The 16,956-nt window shown below is 72.8% G+C and carries 9 protein-coding genes and 1 pseudogene; 7 read left to right on the top strand and 3 right to left on the bottom strand.

Translation table 11 applies throughout. The features are described from left to right. The first annotated feature begins 7 nt into the window (after positions 1-7). Genes nuoL through nuoN form a run of 3 tightly spaced genes read left to right on the top strand, consistent with a single transcriptional unit; the run spans position 8 to position 5,204 of the window. A complete protein-coding gene (gene nuoL / locus ACZ6EG_RS15170; RefSeq protein WP_391970030.1) occupies positions 8-1,972 on the top strand; it encodes an NADH-quinone oxidoreductase subunit L in 1,965 nt (654 codons plus the stop codon). A gap of 5 nt (positions 1,973-1,977) precedes the next feature. Continuing rightward, positions 1,978-3,549 (top strand): NADH-quinone oxidoreductase subunit M, encoded by a 1,572-nt coding sequence (locus ACZ6EG_RS15165; RefSeq protein ID WP_384696098.1) that lies wholly within the window; start codon positions 1,978-1,980, stop codon positions 3,547-3,549. After that, positions 3,546-5,204 carry an NADH-quinone oxidoreductase subunit NuoN gene (gene nuoN / locus ACZ6EG_RS15160; protein WP_391970029.1) on the top strand — a complete coding sequence of 553 codons (1,659 nt, stop codon included), beginning with the start codon at positions 3,546-3,548 and terminating at the stop codon, positions 5,202-5,204. Before ACZ6EG_RS15165 ends, nuoN begins: the two co-directional genes overlap by 4 nt. An 81-nt stretch (positions 5,205-5,285) precedes the next feature. Here nuoN and ACZ6EG_RS15155 read toward each other — a convergent pair. Continuing rightward, a pseudogene (locus tag ACZ6EG_RS15155) lies at positions 5,286-5,551 on the bottom strand (Uma2 family endonuclease); the annotation flags it as partial. Between the two features lie 216 nt (positions 5,552-5,767). Here ACZ6EG_RS15155 and recQ point away from each other — a divergent pair. Beyond that, positions 5,768-7,777, top strand: coding sequence for a DNA helicase RecQ (gene recQ, locus ACZ6EG_RS15150; protein WP_391970028.1), 2,010 nt, complete (start codon positions 5,768-5,770; stop codon positions 7,775-7,777). 90 nt (positions 7,778-7,867) lie between these two features. Here the strand turns inward: recQ and ACZ6EG_RS15145 are convergent, their stop codons facing one another. Next, positions 7,868-8,806, bottom strand: a complete 939-nt coding sequence (locus tag ACZ6EG_RS15145) for a M56 family metallopeptidase (RefSeq protein WP_469604747.1) — start codon at positions 8,804-8,806, stop codon at positions 7,868-7,870. A gap of 341 nt (positions 8,807-9,147) precedes the next feature. Continuing rightward, the gene (gene fahA, locus ACZ6EG_RS15140) at positions 9,148-10,380 is read right to left on the bottom strand and encodes a fumarylacetoacetase (RefSeq protein ID WP_391970026.1); all 1,233 of its coding nucleotides are present in this window, start codon (positions 10,378-10,380) and stop codon (positions 9,148-9,150) included. A gap of 477 nt (positions 10,381-10,857) precedes the next feature. Between fahA and ACZ6EG_RS15135 the strand changes: the two genes are divergently transcribed. From ACZ6EG_RS15135 to ACZ6EG_RS15125, 3 genes are all read left to right on the top strand, one after another. Next, positions 10,858-12,054 (top strand): DegT/DnrJ/EryC1/StrS family aminotransferase, encoded by a 1,197-nt coding sequence (locus ACZ6EG_RS15135; RefSeq protein ID WP_391970025.1) that lies wholly within the window; start codon positions 10,858-10,860, stop codon positions 12,052-12,054. Continuing rightward, positions 12,047-14,602, top strand: a complete 2,556-nt coding sequence (locus ACZ6EG_RS15130; RefSeq protein ID WP_391970024.1) for a lipopolysaccharide biosynthesis protein — start codon at positions 12,047-12,049, stop codon at positions 14,600-14,602. The genes ACZ6EG_RS15135 and ACZ6EG_RS15130 overlap by 8 nt, the downstream gene beginning before the upstream one ends. Before the next feature lie 498 nt (positions 14,603-15,100). Further along, positions 15,101-16,924: a glycosyltransferase gene (locus ACZ6EG_RS15125; RefSeq protein ID WP_469604996.1), complete on the top strand. Its 1,824-nt coding sequence runs from the start codon at positions 15,101-15,103 to the stop codon at positions 16,922-16,924. Positions 16,925-16,956: the final 32 nt, after the last annotated feature.

The raw sequence follows: 16,956 nt of genomic DNA, 5'->3' as shown, positions 1-16,956 counted from the left end.
CTGAATCGTGGAAAATCTGATTGCGCTGCTGGTGGCGGCGCCCTTGCTCGGAGCGGCGGTGCTGCTGTGCGGCGGACGCCGGCTGGACGCCGTCGGCCACTGGATCGGCACCCTGCTGGCCGCCGCGTCCTTCGTGATCGGCGTCGTCCTCTTCGCCGACATGCTCGGCAGCGGCGCCGAGGACCGCACCCTGACGCAGCACCTGTTCAGCTGGATCCCGGTGGAGGGCTTCCAGGCCGACGTCGCCTTCCGGCTCGACCAGCTGTCGATGACGTTCGTCCTGCTGATCACCGGCGTCGGCTCGCTGATCCACCTGTACTCGGTCTCGTACATGGAGCACGACGAGCGGCGGCGCCGCTTCTTCGGCTACCTGAACCTGTTCCTCGCGGCGATGCTGCTGCTCGTCCTCGCCGACAACTACCTGCTGCTGTACGTCGGCTGGGAGGGCGTCGGCCTCGCCTCCTACCTGCTGATCGGCTTCTGGCAGCACAAGCCGAGTGCCGCCACCGCGGCGAAGAAGGCCTTCCTGGTCAACCGCGTCGGCGACATGGGTCTGTCCATCGCGATCATGCTGATGTTCCTGTGGTTCGGCACCTTCGCCTTCGGGCCGGTGCTCGGCGGCCACGGGGAGGCGGGGCTCGCGGGCTCGGCCGACGAGGGCAAGCTCACCGCGATCGCCCTGATGCTGCTGCTCGCCGCCTGCGGCAAGTCCGCGCAGGTCCCGCTCCAGTCCTGGCTCGGGGACGCGATGGAGGGCCCGACCCCGGTCTCCGCCCTCATCCACGCCGCGACCATGGTGACGGCAGGCGTGTACCTGATCGTCCGCTCCGGCGCGATCTTCAACGGCGCGCCCGACGCCCAACTGGTCGTCGTCATCGTCGGCGCGGTCACGCTGCTGTTCGGTGCGATCGTCGGTTGCGCCAAGGACGACATCAAGAAGGCGCTGGCCGGGTCGACCATGTCGCAGATCGGCTACATGGTGCTGGCGGCCGGACTCGGCCCGATCGGCTATGTCTTCGCGATCATGCACCTGGTGACGCACGGCTTCTTCAAGGCCGGGCTCTTCCTCGGCGCCGGCTCCGTCATGCACGGCATGAACGACGAGGTCGACATGCGCCGCTACGGCGGCCTGCGCAAGTACATGCCGGTCACCTTCATCACCTTCGGCCTCGGCTACCTCGCCATCATCGGCTTCCCGGGCCTGTCCGGCTTCTTCTCCAAGGACATGATCATCGAGTCGGCGTTCGCCAAGGGCGGCACCGAGGGCTGGATCCTCGGCGGCGTGGCCCTGCTGGGCGCGGCCATCACCGCGTACTACATGACGCGCGTGATGCTGATGACGTTCTTCGGCGAGGAGCGCTGGCGCAAGGCTCCGACGCCGTCGCCCGCGGCCCCCGACGTGGAGCCCGCGGCGGAGACCCGCGGCGAGTACACACCGCCGCATCCGCACGAGTCGCCGAAGCTCATGACGATCCCGATGATCGTGCTGGCCGTCGGCTCGGTGTTCGGCGGCGCGTTCTTCAGCATCGGCGACCGGTTCGTGCACTGGCTGGAGCCCATCACCGGGCACGACCACGGGCACGCGCCGATCAGCGCCCTCACGGTCACCATCTCCACGGTCGCCGTGATGGTCATCGGCGTGGCGGCCGCCTGGGCACAGTACGGCCGCCGCCCGGTCCCGGCCGTCGCCCCGCGCGGATCGCTGCTCACCCGGGCCGCCCGGCGCGACCTGCTCCAGGACGACTTCAACCACGTCGTCCTGGTCCGCGGCGGCGAGCACCTCACGCGCTCGCTGGTCTACGTCGACCACACCCTGGTCGACGGGGTCGTCAACGGCACGGCGGCCTCGGTCGGCGGCCTGTCCGGGCGGATGCGCAAGCTGCAGAACGGGTTCGCGCGCAGTTACGCGGTCTCGATGTTCGGCGGTGCGGCGGTCCTCGTCGCCGCGACCCTGCTGATGAGGGCGGTCTGATACCGATGTCCTTTCCCCTGCTGACGCTCACGGCGGCGCTCCCGGCCGTCGGGGCCATCGCCACGGCCGCCGTGCCGGCCGCGAAACGCACGGTGGCCAAGTGGCTGGCGCTGCTCGTCTCGCTGGGCACGCTGGCGCTGGCGATCGCGGTGCTGGTCCGCTTCGACCCCGGTGGCGACCGGTACCAGCTCACCGAGTCCCACTCCTGGATCGCCGACTTCGGCGTCCGGTACGAACTGGGCGTGGACGGCATCGCGGTGGCGCTGATCGCCCTGACCGCCCTGCTGATCCCGTTCATCATCCTCGCGGGCTGGCACGACGCCGACCCGCTGGAGACCGGCAGCAGCCGGTGGCGGCCGACGCAGGGCTTCTTCGCCCTGATCCTGGCCGTCGAGGCGATGGTGATCATCTCCTTCGAGGCCACCGACGTCTTCCTCTTCTACATCTTCTTCGAAGCCATGCTGATCCCGATGTACTTCCTCATCGGCGGCTTCGGGGACCGGGCCCACGAGCACGGCGAGAAGACGGCGGCGACGCAGCGGTCGTACGCGGCCGTGAAGTTCCTCCTCTACAACCTGGCCGGCGGACTGATCATGCTGGCCGCGGTGATCGGGCTGTACGTGGTCGCCGGGAACTTCTCCCTCACCGAGATCGCCGCGGCCCGGGCCAGCGGTGAGCTGGACATGGCGACCAGCACCGAGCGGTGGCTGTTCCTCGGCTTCTTCCTCGCCTTCGCGGTGAAGGCGCCGCTGTGGCCGCTGCACACCTGGCTGCCCAATGCCATGCAGGAGTCGACCGCGCCGGTCGCCGTGCTCATCACGGCGGTCGTCGACAAGGTCGGTACCTTCGCGATGCTCCGCTTCTGCCTCCAGCTCTTCCCCGAGGCGAGCAAGTGGGCGACGCCGGTGATCCTCGTCCTGGCGGTCATCAGCATCATCTACGGTGCGCTGCTCGCGGTCGGCCAGCGCGACATCAAGCGGCTGATCGCCTACGCGTCGATCTCGCACTTCGGCTTCATCATCATGGGCATCTTCGCGATGACCAGCCAGGGCCAGTCCGGCGCGACGCTCTACATGGTCAACCACGGGATCTCCACCGCCGTGCTGATGCTGATCGCCGGCTTCCTGATCTCCCGGCGCGGCTCGCGGCTCATCGCCGACTACGGCGGAGTGCAGAAGGTCGCCCCGGTGCTCGCGGGCACCTTCCTGATCGGCGGTCTCGCGACGCTCTCCCTGCCGGGCCTCGCGCCCTTCGTCAGTGAGTTCCTGGTCCTGGTCGGCACCTTCACGCGCTATCCGGTGATCGGCATCATCGCCACCTTCGGCATCGTGCTCGCCGCGCTCTACACCCTCGTCCTCTACCAACGGACGATGACGGGTCCGGTGAAGCCCGAGGTCAGCGCGATGCCCGACCTGCGGGTGCGGGAGCTGGTGGTCGTGGCGCCGCTGGTGGCGCTGTTGATCTTCCTGGGCGTCTTCCCGAAGCCCGTCACGGACATCGTCAACCCCGCGGTGGAGCAGACCATGTCCGACGTACACAAGAAGGACCCCCAGCCTGAGGTGGAGGCGGCCAAGTGAGCGCAACAGCCGTCCACAGCCTGTGGACAACGGCGGCGACGGCGGCCGATCCGATCTCGAAGATCGACGCGCCGAAGATCGAGTACGGGCAGCTGTCGCCCACCCTGATCATCATCGGCGCGGCGATCGTCGGCATCCTGATCGAGGCCTTCGTACCGCGCAGAAGCCGCTACTACGTGCAGACGTTCGTGGCCGCCGTGGCGCTCGTCGCCGCGTTCGCCGCGGTCGTCGCGCTCGCGGCGGGCGGATACGGCACGACCAAGGCCGGCATCGCGGCGATGGGCGCCATCGCCGTCGACGGACCGGCCCTGTTCCTGCAGGGCACCATCCTGCTGGCGAGCCTGGTGGGCCTGTTCACCTTCGCCGAGCGGCGGCTCGACCCGGAGGCACACGGCAACCGCGTCGACTCCTTCGCCGCGCAGGCCGCGGCCGTGCCGGGCAGCGAGAGCGAGCAGAAGGCGGTGAAGGCCGGGTTCACCACCACCGAGGTCTTCCCGCTGCTGATGTTCGCCGTCGCCGGCATGCTGGTCTTCCCGGCGGCCAACGACCTCCTGACCCTCTTCGTGGCCCTGGAGGTCTTCTCCCTCCCGCTGTACCTGCTGTGCGCGCTGGCCCGCCGCAAGCGGCTGATGTCGCAGGAGGCCGCGGTCAAGTACTTCCTGCTCGGCGCCTTCGCCTCCGCGTTCACCCTGTTCGGCATCGCCCTGCTCTACGGCTACGCGGGCTCCATGTCGTACGGCACGATCGCGCAGGTCGTCGACGGCACTGTCCAGAACGTCACACCGGCGCTCGCGGACACCATGGGCAACGACGCGCTGCTGCTCGTCGGCGCCGCGCTGATCGTCATGGGCCTGCTGTTCAAGGTGGGCGCGGTGCCGTTCCACATGTGGACCCCGGACGTGTACCAGGGCGCGCCGACACCGGTGACCGGCTTCATGGCGGCGGCCACCAAGGTCGCGGCCTTCGGCGCCCTGCTCCGCATCCTGTACGTCGTCCTGCCCGGCCTGCGCTGGGACTGGCGGCCGGTGATGTGGGCGGTGGCGATCGTCACCATGCTGGCCGGCGCGATCGTCGCGATCACGCAGACGGACATCAAGCGGCTGCTGGCGTACTCGTCGATCGCGCACGCGGGCTTCATCCTCGCCGGCGTCATCGCGACCACGCCGGACGGCATCTCGTCCGTTCTCTTCTACCTGGCCGCGTACTCCTTCGTGACGATCGGCGCCTTCGCGGTGGTCACGCTGGTGCGCGACGCGGGCGGCGAGGCGACGCACCTGTCGAAGTGGGCCGGGCTCGGCCGCAGGTCGCCCCTGGTGGCGGCCGTGTTCGCGGTGTTCCTGCTGGCCTTCGCGGGCATCCCGCTCACGTCCGGCTTCTCCGGGAAGTTCGCGGTGTTCAAGGCGGCGGCGGAGGGCGGCGCGGCCCCGCTGGTCGTGATCGGTGTGATCTCGTCGGCGATCGCGGCCTTCTTCTACATCCGCGTGATCGTGCTGATGTTCTTCAGCGAGCCCCGGCCCGGCGGCCCGACCGTCGCGGTGCCGTCGCCGCTGACGATGACGGCGATCGGCGTGGGCGTGGCGGTCACGGTGGTGCTCGGGGTGGCGCCGCAGTACTTCCTGGACCTGGCGGGACAGGCGGGGGTGTTCGTGCGCTGACACGGCTCTCGCCGGTACGGCGAACCGCGGCGGCCCGGCACCCTCGGGGGGTGCCGGGCCGCCGCGTGCGTGTGAGGGCTCCTCCCCGCTCCGACGGGCCTTGATGGCGGTCAGGTCCAGGTTCATCGGGAAGGGGGCGCCCACCTTCATGCGCTCACGGAAGATGCCGACACCGACGTAGGCGCCGGTGGCGGCTCCAGCTCGAAGGCGTGGACGACGGCGAGGCCCTTCTCGTTCTCCACGCCCCAGTGGTGGGTGATGCCGGCGCGGGCGTACTTCAGGGGCTTGGTCTCGCGGTCGCGGGAGAGAGAGTCCGGCGAGACGACCTCAACGGCCAGTACGACAGCCGGGCGCAGTACTCATGGGTTCCCGGCCGTGGAAGCGGATTTCGCACCAGGTTGTCGGCCGAGCACGAGCAGCGAGGGGTGAAGCCTGTGGACAACTCCGGGGCTGTCGGCGCGGACCCCTATCGTTGAGGCAGTGGTCGGGACAGGGCGGACCAGAAGGACCGGACGGGACGGATGCCTCGGACGGGCGAGGCAAGGCGTACGGGGGACCAGGCGATGGGCGGGACGGGCGTGATCGGCGAGATGGCAGAGACGGCACAGGCGACGGGCGTGGGCGGCGAGGCGCTGGCCACCCTGCACCGGGTCTTCGGGTACGAGGCCTTCCGCGGCGAGCAGGAGGCGATCGTCGAGCACGTGGTGGCGGGCGGTGACGCCGTCGTGCTCATGCCGACCGGCGGCGGCAAGTCGCTCTGCTACCAGATTCCGTCCCTGGTCAGGCCCGGCACGGGCATCGTGGTCTCGCCGCTCATCGCGCTCATGCAGGACCAGGTGGACGCCCTGCGCGCACTCGGTGTGCGTGCCGGGTTCATGAACTCGACGCAGGACTTCGACGAGCGACGCGTGGTGGAGGCCGAGTTCCTCGCCGGCGAGCTGGACCTGCTGTACCTGGCCCCCGAGCGGCTGCGGCTGCAGGGCACCCTCGACCTGCTCTCCCGGGGCAAGATCTCCCTCTTCGCGATCGACGAGGCGCACTGCGTGTCGCAGTGGGGCCATGACTTCCGGCCCGACTACCTCGCCCTGTCCCTGCTCGGCGAGCGCTGGCCCGACGTGCCCCGGCTGGCGCTGACGGCGACGGCCACGCACGCGACGCACCGCGAGATCACCGAGCGGCTGAACATGCCGACGGCGCGGCACTTCGTGGCCAGCTTCGACCGGCCCAACATCCAGTACCGCATCGTGCCCAAGAGCGACCCCAGGAAGCAGCTGCTGAGCTTCCTGCGCGAGGAGCACGCGGGCGAGGCGGGCATCGTCTACTGCCTCTCGCGAAACTCCGTCGACAAAACCGCCGAGTTCCTCTGCCGCAACGGCATCGAGGCCGTGCCGTACCACGCGGGACTCGACGCGGGCACCCGCGCGGCGCACCAGTCGAGGTTCCTGCGCGAGGAGGGCCTGGTGGTCGTGGCGACCATCGCCTTCGGCATGGGCATCGACAAGCCGGACGTGCGCTTCGTCGCCCACCTCGACCTGCCCAAGTCGGTCGAGGGCTACTACCAGGAGACGGGCCGCGCCGGCCGGGACGGGCTGCCGTCGACGGCCTGGATGGCCTACGGCCTCAACGACGTCATCCAGCAGCGCAAGATGATCCAGTCCGGAGAGGGCGACGAGGCGTTCCGCCGCCGCGCGCAGTCCCACCTGGACGCGATGCTCGCCCTGTGCGAGACCGCCCGGTGCCGCCGAGGCCAGCTCCTCGCCTACTTCGGCCAGGAACCGGACCCGGCCGGCTGCGGCAACTGCGACACCTGCCTCACCCCGCCGCAGACCTGGGACGGCACGGTGGCGGCACAGAAGGTGCTGTCGACGGTGGTGCGGCTGAAGCGGGAGCGCGGGCAGAAGTTCGGCGCGGGCCAGATCATCGACATCCTGCTGGGCAAGCGCACCGCCAAGGTGATCCAGTTCGACCACGACCAGCTCTCCGTGTTCGGCATCGGCGAGGAGCTGACCGAGGGCGAGTGGCGGGGCGTCGCCCGGCAGTTGCTGGCCCAGGGACTGCTCGCCGTCGAGGGCGAGTACGGCACGCTGGTGCTGACCGAGGACAGCGGGTCGGTGCTGAGACGCGAGCGGGACGTGCCGCTGCGCAAGGAGCCCGCGAAGCCGGCCGCGGCCCGGGCGGCGGGTGGCGGACGCGGCGACCGCAAGTCCAAGGCCGCCGCCGTCGAACTGCCCCAGGAACTGGTCCCCGCCTTCGAGGCCCTGCGCGCCTGGCGCGCGGAGCAGGCACGGGAGCAGGGCGTCCCGGCGTACGTCATCTTCCACGACGCCACCCTCCGGGAGATCGCCACCGCCTGGCCCACCTCGGTCGAGCAGCTCGGGGGCGTCAGCGGGGTCGGCGAGAAGAAGCTGCTGACGTACGGGGAGGGAGTGCTCGCCGTACTGGCCGGGCTCCAGGGACCGGACGCCGCCGCGGCGTCCGCGGCCCCCGAGGCCGACCGGTCGGCGGACTCCCGACCTGCCGCGGACGACTGGCCCGAGACCGAGCCCGAGCCGGAGCCGGACGACTGGATATAGACGACCGGACACCGGTGCCGTGCGGTGGCGGCCAACCCGCCGGAGCCGGTGCCCGAGCAGCGGCGCAGCCGGGCCGCGCCGGAGCCGGGGCTAGGCCAGCGCCGTCAGTCCCGGGGCGAAGGTGATCAGCAGGGGGAGCAGGGGGACGAGGGCGGCCGTGGCCGTGGTCAGGGCCCGGTGCCCGGGGGTCAGGCGGGGCGGCGGTTCGAGGAGGCGGTCGACCCGCTCACCGAGGAGGCGGTGGCTGGAGGCGCAGGACAGGACGCCCCGGTGCTGGTTCAGTTCGATCAGTGCCAGTGCCGTGGTCAGGTGGCCGCAGCGACGGGAGGCGGTGTCGTCGGCGGACAGCTCGACCAGGCGGTGGGTCTGGTCGCAGAAGTGGGCGAAGAGCGGGACGCGCGGGAAGCCGGTGGCCAGGGCGGTGGACAGGTGCAGCAGCCAGTCGTGGTGGGCGCGGGCGTGGCCGCGCTCGTGGGTGAGGACGGCGTCGAGCTGGTGGTCGGTGAGGCGCTGCAGGGCGCCGGTGGTGACGATCAGCTGGGGCGGGTGGCCGGGCATCCACCAGGCGTCCGGGTACTCGTCCTCCAGGACCAGCAGGGGGCCGCGGGCGGCGGGGAGGCCGGCGGGCAGGTCGGGGGCGCGTTCCCGCAGCTGGGCGCGGGACCGGGCGCGGCCGCGGCGGGCTTCGACCAGCTCTCGGGCGAGCATGGCGGTGGTCCAGGCGGCCCCGCCGGCCAGCAGCAGGGTGAGGGCGGCGGCCCAGGGCGGGCCGGCGGAGAGGTTGTAGGCCTCGGTCACCGCGGGCGGCGCCGGCGCGAAGAGCTGGGCGCGGACGGTGCCGAAGACGGCGGCGGCCCCGAGGACGAGGGCCGTCAGGCAGCACAGCAGGACGGTGGCGACCAGGCACTGCCACGCCCACAGCGCGACCACGGGGTCCCGCTCGGGCCACGCGGACCGGGTCAGCGCGCGCGGCACCGGTACCGCGGCGGTCACGGCGACGACGAACAGCAGGAGCAGGCAGACGGTCATGCCACGGGCTCCGGATCCTGGTGTCGGAAGGGCGGCTCTGGCTGTACGGGCTGAGCTGGCTGGTGCGAGGCGGTGCTGATCCAATGCGGGGCTGTGCTGGTCCGGTGCTGGGCTGGGCTGTGCGGCACTGCGGTCGGTGCGCGGGGCGTTGTGGCTGCGGCCGGTCGCCGGGGTCCCGCGGACCCCGCGGGCCCCGGAGCGAGGTGCGGCTCCGGGCGGGGCACTGCTCCTGCTCGGCCGGAGGCGGGCGGACGTGCCGCGCGCACACCGCCCGACGCCAGTATGACGGTGCCGGGCGGTGCGAGTCAGCTGCCGAGGGCGTCGGATCCGGACAGCGGGAGTTATCGGTCGGCCGCCTGCCCGACCACCCGGCCGGTCACCTCGCCGAGGCCGACCCGGACCCCGCCCGGCCCCGGCGCCCAGGCCGAGAGGGTCACCACGTCCCCGTCCTCGAGGAACGTGCGCTTTCCGTCGGGCAGGTCCAGCGGGTCGCGTCCGTTCCAGGTCAGTTCGAGCAGCGACCCGCGTTCGCGCTCGGTCGGTCCGCTCACCGTGCCCGAACCGTAGAGGTCGCCGGTGCGCAGCGAGGCGCCGCCCACGGTCATGTGGGCCAGTTGCTGGGCGGCCGTCCAGTACATGGTGGAGAAGGGCGGCTCGGAGACCACGTGGCCGTTGACGGCGACGGAGATCCGCAGGTCGTAGCCGCCCGGCTCGTCGGCTTCCCCGCTCGTGTCGTCGAGGTAGGGCAGCAGATCGTGCGTGCGCTCCGGAGGCGTCACCCGCGCGTCCTCCAGGGCGTCCAGCGGCGTGATCCAGGCCGACACCGACGTGGCGAAGGACTTGCCGAGGAACGGGCCGAGGGGGACGTACTCCCAGGCCTGGACGTCCCGCGCGGACCAGTCGTTGAGCAGGCACAGCCCGAAGACGTGCTCGCGGAAGTCGCCGAGCGCCACCGGGCTGCCCAGCTCGGACGGCACGCCCACCACGAAGCCGACCTCTGCCTCGATGTCGAGGCGGACGGAGGGCCCGAAGACGGGCGCGGGGTCGGTGGGGGCCTTGCGCTGCCCGGACGGCCGTACGACGTCCGTGCCGGACACGACCACCGTGCCGGAACGGCCGTGGTAACCGATGGGGAGGTGCTTCCAGTTCGGGGTGAGGGAGTCGGCGGCGTCGGGGCGGAACATCTGGCCGACGTTCCGGGCGTGGTTCTCGGAGGCGTAGAAGTCGACGTAGTCCGCGACCTCGAAGGGCAGGTGCAGGGTCACCGACGACAGCGGGTGGAACAGGGGCGCCAGGGTCTCGCGGTGGGAGGGGACCGTCACCCATGCCGTCAGCGCGCGCCGCACGTCGGACCAGGCGGTACGGCCGGCCGCCAGCAGCGGGTTGAGGGTGGGCCGCGCGAGCAGGGAGGCGTACGGCGACCCGAGCGCGTGGGCCGCCGCGCCGGCGTCGAGGACGTGGTCGCCGAGCCGGACGCCCACCGTCCGCTCCTGCGTGCCGGGGATCGAGAACACGCCGTACGGAAGGTTGTGCGGGCCGAAGGGGTCGCCCTCGGGGACGTCGAAGGGGGGCATCGGGTGGTGCCTCGCTTTCGTGCTCGCCATGTGCGCCGTGCGCGCCGGGTGCGCCACGCGGTTCGTGGCCCGGCCACACGTTACGGGTGACATACCGGTCTTGGGCAGTGTGTCGTGAGGGGGCGGTGTGGTGTGGGGGAGGGCGCGCACAGGCGGGCTGACGTGCGGGGAGTGGCCCGTCGGCCGGTACGCCGGGGGTGCGGTGGGGCCGGTGGGGCGGCGCCCTCGCCGCGGGCGCACGCCCGCGTGAACGACGAAAGATGTGGCGCTCCGCTTCCGTTCGGACACGGCAAGTCGTCCACAGGCCGGTACGCAATCTTGACGGAGCGGTGCGAACGGGGCGACTCTGGGCGGGTGCCGGAGGGCCTCGGGGAGGGGGCTCTCAAGGGCACACCAGGGGGGCGGATGGCCATTGGGGAGGCTGGTCCGGGTTCGGTGCGGGATGGTTCGCGGCCGAGGAAGCGGCTCGAGGAGACCATGCGCGGCCGGCTCGGCCGGGAATGCGTGTACGTACCGTCATGCCGTTTCGGGCTGTACGCGGCACTGCGGCACTGGTGCCCGCCGGGCGGCCGCGTGCTGATGTCGCCGGTCAACGACGACGTCGTCTTCTTCGTCGTGCTGGCGGCCGGACTGCGGCCGGTCCAGGCCCCGCTGAACCCCTCGGACGCCTCCATCGACATCGATGCCGTGCCGGGGGAGACGTGGGGCTCGCTGTCCGCCGTCCTGACGACGAACCTGTACGGGAACCCGGACCCGGCGCCCGGACTGCGGGCCCGCTGCGACGCGTTGGGCATCCCGTTGTTCGAGGACGCGGCGCACGCCATCGGCAGTGCGGTGGGCGGGCGCCCGGTCGGAGCCTGGGGCGACGCCTCCGTCCTCAGCCTGTCCAAGCACGTCGGCGCCAAGGCCGGAGGAATCCTCGCGCTCGCCGATCCGGGGCTGCGGGAAGCACTGGGGAAGACCTGCGAGGACCTCCTGCTGCCCCGTCGCACCTCGGCCGAAGTGGCCTACGCCGTGCGGCCGTACGCGGAGGCCGCGGTACGCGGACTGCGGCTGCGGAGGGCCGCCTGGGCCACGATGCGCCTGCTGGGGCGGATGGAGCGTGAGGGGATCCGGATGCCCTTGCGTCAGCGGGAGCTGGCCCGCGCGCTCGCCTCCGCGCCGGACCTGACCGCGCACGACCCGTGGGTGCGGGTCGACATGCACGACTACCGCCTGCGGGCGGGCCGGTTCCGGCTCGGGCGGATCGCGCGGCGGCTCGACGGGCTGGACGACGTACTCGCGCGGTGCCGCTCGGGGACCGAGCTGCTGCTCTCGACGCGCTGGGCGAGGCCGGCCGGGTGGGACGCGCCGAGCGGCGGGGCGCCCGGTGGGGCACCCGGCGGGGCGCAGCCGTTGTTCCGGGTGCCGCTCCTGGTGGCGGACCGGGACGCCGCGGTTCGCGCGCTGGCACGGCGCGGCATCGTCGTCGGGTACCTCTACGACCCGCCGCTCGACGACTACGCGGGCGCGGACTTCACGGACCCCTCCCCGTCCCCCGAGGGGGCGCGCTGGTTCGCGCGGCACGCGCTCCCCGTGGATCCGCTGCGCGCCCGTGCGGCCGTGGCGGTGCTGGAGGAGTCGGGAGCACGACCGGCCGAGCTGCCGGAGGGGCTGGTTCCGTCCGGTGGCTGAGACGCGGGTGCACGAGACCGCCGCGGCATCCGCCGACGGCGGCTCGACGCTGCCCGGAAGCGGGCACGGTGGCGACTCGCTCTTCAAGAACGCCTACTTCCTGATGCTCAGCACCGGCGTCTCCGCCGTGCTCGGCCTCGGCTTCTGGCTCGTGGCCGCCCGCTACTACTCGGAGGAGGCCGTCGGACAGGGCTCCGCCGCGATCGCCGCCATGCGGCTGCTGGCCAGCATCACGGCGACGACGATGATCGGCGCCGTGGTCCGCTTCGTGCCCCGGGCGGGCCGTGCGACCGGGCCGCTGGTGTGGCGCGCCTACGCGGCCAGTTCGGTGGTCGTGGCCGTGGCCGCGTTCGTCTTCCTGCTCACCCTGGACCTGTGGGGCGCGTCCTACGCGCCGCTGGGCACCGCGGCGGCGGGCACGCTGTTCGTCGCGGCGTGCGTGGCCTGGGCGCTGCTCACACTCCAGGACGGTGTCCTGACCGGGCTGCGGAAGGCGGAGTGGGTGCCCGCCGGGAACGCCGTGTTCTCGCTCGGGAAGCTGATCCTGCTCGCCGTCTTCGCGACCACGCTCCCGGTGCTCGGCATCTTCGTGTCCTGGGCCGTGGCCATCGCCTTCTCCACTCTGCCGCTCGGCTGGCTGATCTTCCGCAGACTCATCCCGCGCCAGGCCGCCGCCGACCACGACGTGGAACCGCCCGGACCTCGTGAGATGGGACGGTTCCTGGCCGGGGACTCACTGGGCGCACTGTTCAGCCTGGCGATGATCAACCTGTTGCCGGTGATGGTCGCGGTCAACTTCAGCGCCGCGCAGAACGGCTACTTCTACGTGGCGTACACCGTGGGCGGCACGATGGAGTTCATGGCCATCAACATGGCCTCCTCCCTCACCGCCCACGCCTCGCACGACCCGCGCCGCCTCGCCGACGGCGTCCGCGGAGCGCTGCGCCGGATGACGCTGCTGCTGGTGCCGGTGGTGCTCTTCCTGGTCGTCTTCGCCCCGCAGATCCTCGCGCCCTTCGACGCGGACTACGCCGAGCACGGTTCGACGGTGCTGCGTCTGCTGGCCCTCGGGGCGCTGCCGCGCATCGTGGTCGAGCTGTACATCGGGGTGCTGCGCGTCCAGGGGCGTACCGGCATGCTCGCCGCCGTGCAGGGCGCCATGTGCGTCCTCGTCCTGGGCAGCGCCGCGCTGCTGTTCACGTCGGCGGGGATCGCGGGCGCCGGCTGGGCGGTGCTGGGGGGCATGACCGTGGTCGCCGTGGGCTGTGCGCCCGGCCTGCGCGCCACCCTGCGGGGCGCCGACGGGGCCGGCCGTCCGGGGCCGGGTGGTCCCGGGGGCCCGGACGTCTCCGGCGGCCCCGGACCGGGACGCGAGCGCGAGGCCGCTCCCGGCAGTGCGTACGGCACGCGCTGGGCGCGGCTGAACGCCACCGCGGGGTACGGGACCAGCTGGGCGCGGCGGGCGGCCTACGAGGACGGGAAGTCCGTCGGGGCGGCGCGGGAGGACACGGTCGCGCTGTTCATAGGGCGCCCGGGTTACGAACGAGAGGCGCTGGAGGCGGACACCCTCGCGGTGATCGTCCGGCGCCCCCGGGACCCCGGGGCCGAGGCCGAGGCCGAGGCCGGGCACGGGCGAGCGCGACCGGCGTCCCCGGGGGCCCGCGTCGAGCAGGCCCCGGGTCCCGCACTGGCGGCCGAGGAGCCCGGCCCCGGCGCGGGCTCCCGCACCGCCGTCGGCTCCGGGCCCGGCCCGGACGTCCGGCACGACGAGGCCGGCCCGGGCAGTGGCGGCCCTGACGACGACCCCGTGACCGGCCCTGACGACAGCCCCGTAGGCGACGACAGCGCCGTGGCGGAGCGGCGGCTCCGGCCGGTGCTGTGGCTGCTGGTCGGCGTCGCCGCGATGGTCCTTCTGGTGGCGTCGCGCGGGCTGCCCTGGCTGAGCGACGCGTCCGGGGCCGGAGCCGAGCTGACCGGGCGGGCGCTGCTGCGGGGCCTGCCCCTGTCGGCGCTGGTCGCGGGGACCCTGCTGCTCGTGGTGTTCGTGGCGTCCGTGACCCTGTGCGCCTCGCCGGACCCCTGGCTGCCCGGCACCGCGTTGGGGGCCGCCGTCCTCGCCCTCCACGCGGCCCCCGTCGCCCTCGGCCACGAACCGGAGCCGGTGCGCGGGACGTTCTATGCGGAGGCGGCCCGGTTCCTCGCGGACGCGACGGGTCTCGACGGACCCGGCACGCTGTTGCGCTGGGTTCCGCTCGTCCTGCAACTGCTGTGTCTCGTACCGCTGTGGTCGCTGCTCGCCCAGGCGGGCGGTCGGCTGCCGTGGCAGGCACGCTGGGGGGTTCTGTATCTCGCCGCGGTGGGGAGCTGGGTCTGGCGTCAGGAGCTCGCGCCGGTCGCGCCGCCCCTCCTCCTGCTGCTCGTTCTCGTCGTCCTGCTCCTGTCGCTGCGCCGTCCGGCCTCCCCGGCGGGCCCCGCGGACCTGACGGGCCCGGCGGGCCCGGCGGAGTCCCCGCACCGCACCAGACCGAACGGCATGACCAGGCACTGATCAAGCACGGAGCCGAATCGCCAGGGGGGAACCGTCGTGCGTCCGCCAACCACTCCGCGGGAGAGATCCGCACCAGAGCCCGCGTCCGGGCCGGAATCCCCGGACGCGCCGGACCGGGACGCACCGACGCCCTCGGACGCGCCGAACCGGACCGTACCGACGCCCCAGGAAGCAGCCACGCCCTCGGACGCCCCGGAAGCCCGGGAAGCCCGGGAAGCCCGGGAAAAGCGCACCTCGCGCGAGCCGGTCGCCCCGCCCCCGCGCGAGCCCGCCGACGCCACCCAGCCCGAGCCCGCCGACGCCACCCCGCGCGGCCCCGCCGACGCCACCCCGTCCGACCCGGCCACCACACCCTCGCAGGAGTCACCCCCCGCGCCCTCCCAGGAAGCGTCCGCGCGCCCGGCCCGGAGCACCCCCGCGCGCCCGGCCCGGAACACCCCCGTACGCGCCCACCGCCCCCCTGCCCAGGAGCCCACCGGTTCCGCCGCCGCGCCGCCCGTGACGGATCTGGCCGACCTCGCCCCCGCCGCCTGGCCGGCCCGCGCGGCGGCCGCCTGGCCGGCCGTGCCCCTGATCACCGCGCTCGCCCTGTGGACCTACGCGATCCGGCACACCGACGTCTCCGCCCTGGACGACTTCGGTCTGCTCAGCGCCCTGCACCCCACCTTATGGGCCGGCCTCGGGGTGCTCACCGCCGGGTTCTGGTCCACGGTGCGCGATCCGCGCCGCCGCGACGGCTGGTCGCTCGCGTACGTACTCGGCCTGCTGGTGATGGAGCGGGCCACCCAGGCCGTCCTCTACCCGGCCCCCCTGTACGCGTGGGCGTGGAAGCACGACGCGGTCATCGACCACCTGCTCACCTCCGGCGGCCTCCAGACGGCCGACCAACTCGGGGACATGGCCGTCTACGACCAGTGGCCCGGCTTCTTCGCCGCCCAGGCCGCGCTGGTGCGGCTGCTGGGCGTGGACAACGCCGCGATGTACATGGCCTGGTGGCCGCTGGTCTCCAGCGTCATGCTGCTGCTTCCACTGCTGCTGATCTACCGCACCTTCACCGCCGACCGGCGGCTGATCTGGACCGCCGTGTGGCTGTTCTGCGTCGGCAACTGGGTGGGGCAGGACTACTTCTCACCGCAGTCCGTCGCCTTCGCCCTGCACCTCGGCGTCATCGCGGTCGTCCTGCGCCGCTTCGGCGGCCGGCGCGGACGGTCGGGGCAGGCGGTGTGGACCGTACTGCTCAGCGTGCTGGTCACCGCCGTGGTCGTCTCGCACCAGCTCACCCCCGGCATGCTCGTCGTCACGCTCGCCGCGCTGGCGTTCACCCGCCGCCACCGGCACTGGGTCCCGGTGATCACGACGGTGGTGCTCTTCCTGGCCTGGTGCCTGACGGCCGCGCTGCCCTTCCTGTCCGCCGCCATGCCGGACATGATCCGCTCCATCGGTGACGTCGGCGCCAACGTCGAGACCGGCTACGGGGCCACGCCCACCGGTACCGGCGCGGTGGCGACCTCCTGGGCGGCCCGGCTGCTGTCGGGTTCCGTGCTGCTGCTCGCGCTGGCCGGCGTACTGCGCCAGCGGGTACTGCGGCGCCGGGCGCTGCCGCTGCTGCTCGTCGCGGCGGCACCGCTGCCGATGTTCGTGGCGAGCAGCTACGGCAGCGAGATGATCTTCCGCGTCCTGCTGTTCATGCTGCCGGGTGCCGCGTTCTTCGCCGCCGCCGCGCTGCTGCCGAAGGTCCGCACGCTGGCCGGCGACGCCGCCGCGCGGGAGGCGGGGGGACACGCGCGGGTCGCCCCCGCCCGGCGCCGCCGCCTCCCCCTGCCCTCGTTGCCCCCGTTGCGGTACGCCGCGTGGGCGCCGTTGCTCGCGCTGCTCGCCGGGACCTTCGCCTTCGTGCCGAGCTACTCCGGCAAGGACCGCATCAACTACTTCCCGCCCGCCGAGGTCGCCCTCGTCCGGCAGCTCTTCGACCGGGCACCCGACGACTCCCTGGTCGTCGCCGCCAACCGGAACTACCCGCTCGCCTACGAGCAGTACTGGAGGGTCGACCACTACTGGTTCCTCGACGACGACCGGCGTCATGTCGACGAGATCGTGCGCGACCCGGCCACCGTCCTCGCCCGCGACATGGCGGCCGTGGAGGCGCCGGCCCGCGCCTACTTCCTGCTCACCCAGGGCCAGGTGGCCAACTCCGAGATGAACGGACAGCTGGACGAGACCCAGTTGAGACGCGTCCGGGAGTCCGTGGCGACGTCGTCGCGGTTCGAGCTCCTGGCGGAGAACGGCGCCGGCGTGCTCTACGCCCTGAGGCCGGCGAGTTGAGCCGCCGGACCGAGGAGACCGAGAGAGGAGCG

The organism is Streptomyces sp. NPDC041968, assembly GCF_055589025.1.
The sequence above is the reverse complement of the archived record's forward strand: the minus strand, read 5'-3'. Positions and strand labels throughout refer to the sequence as shown.

Coding starts and splice junctions, on each gene's coding strand:
- ACZ6EG_RS15165 (WP_384696098.1), top strand. CDS start 1,978: ATGTCCTTTCCCCTGCTGACGCTCACGGCGGCGCTCCCGGCCGTCGGG.
- recQ (WP_391970028.1), top strand. CDS start 5,768: ATGGGCGGGACGGGCGTGATCGGCGAGATGGCAGAGACGGCACAGGCG.
- ACZ6EG_RS15145 (WP_469604747.1), bottom strand. CDS start 8,806: ATGACCGTCTGCCTGCTCCTGCTGTTCGTCGTCGCCGTGACCGCCGCG.
- fahA (WP_391970026.1), bottom strand. CDS start 10,380: ATGCCCCCCTTCGACGTCCCCGAGGGCGACCCCTTCGGCCCGCACAAC.
- ACZ6EG_RS15135 (WP_391970025.1), top strand. CDS start 10,858: ATGCGCGGCCGGCTCGGCCGGGAATGCGTGTACGTACCGTCATGCCGT.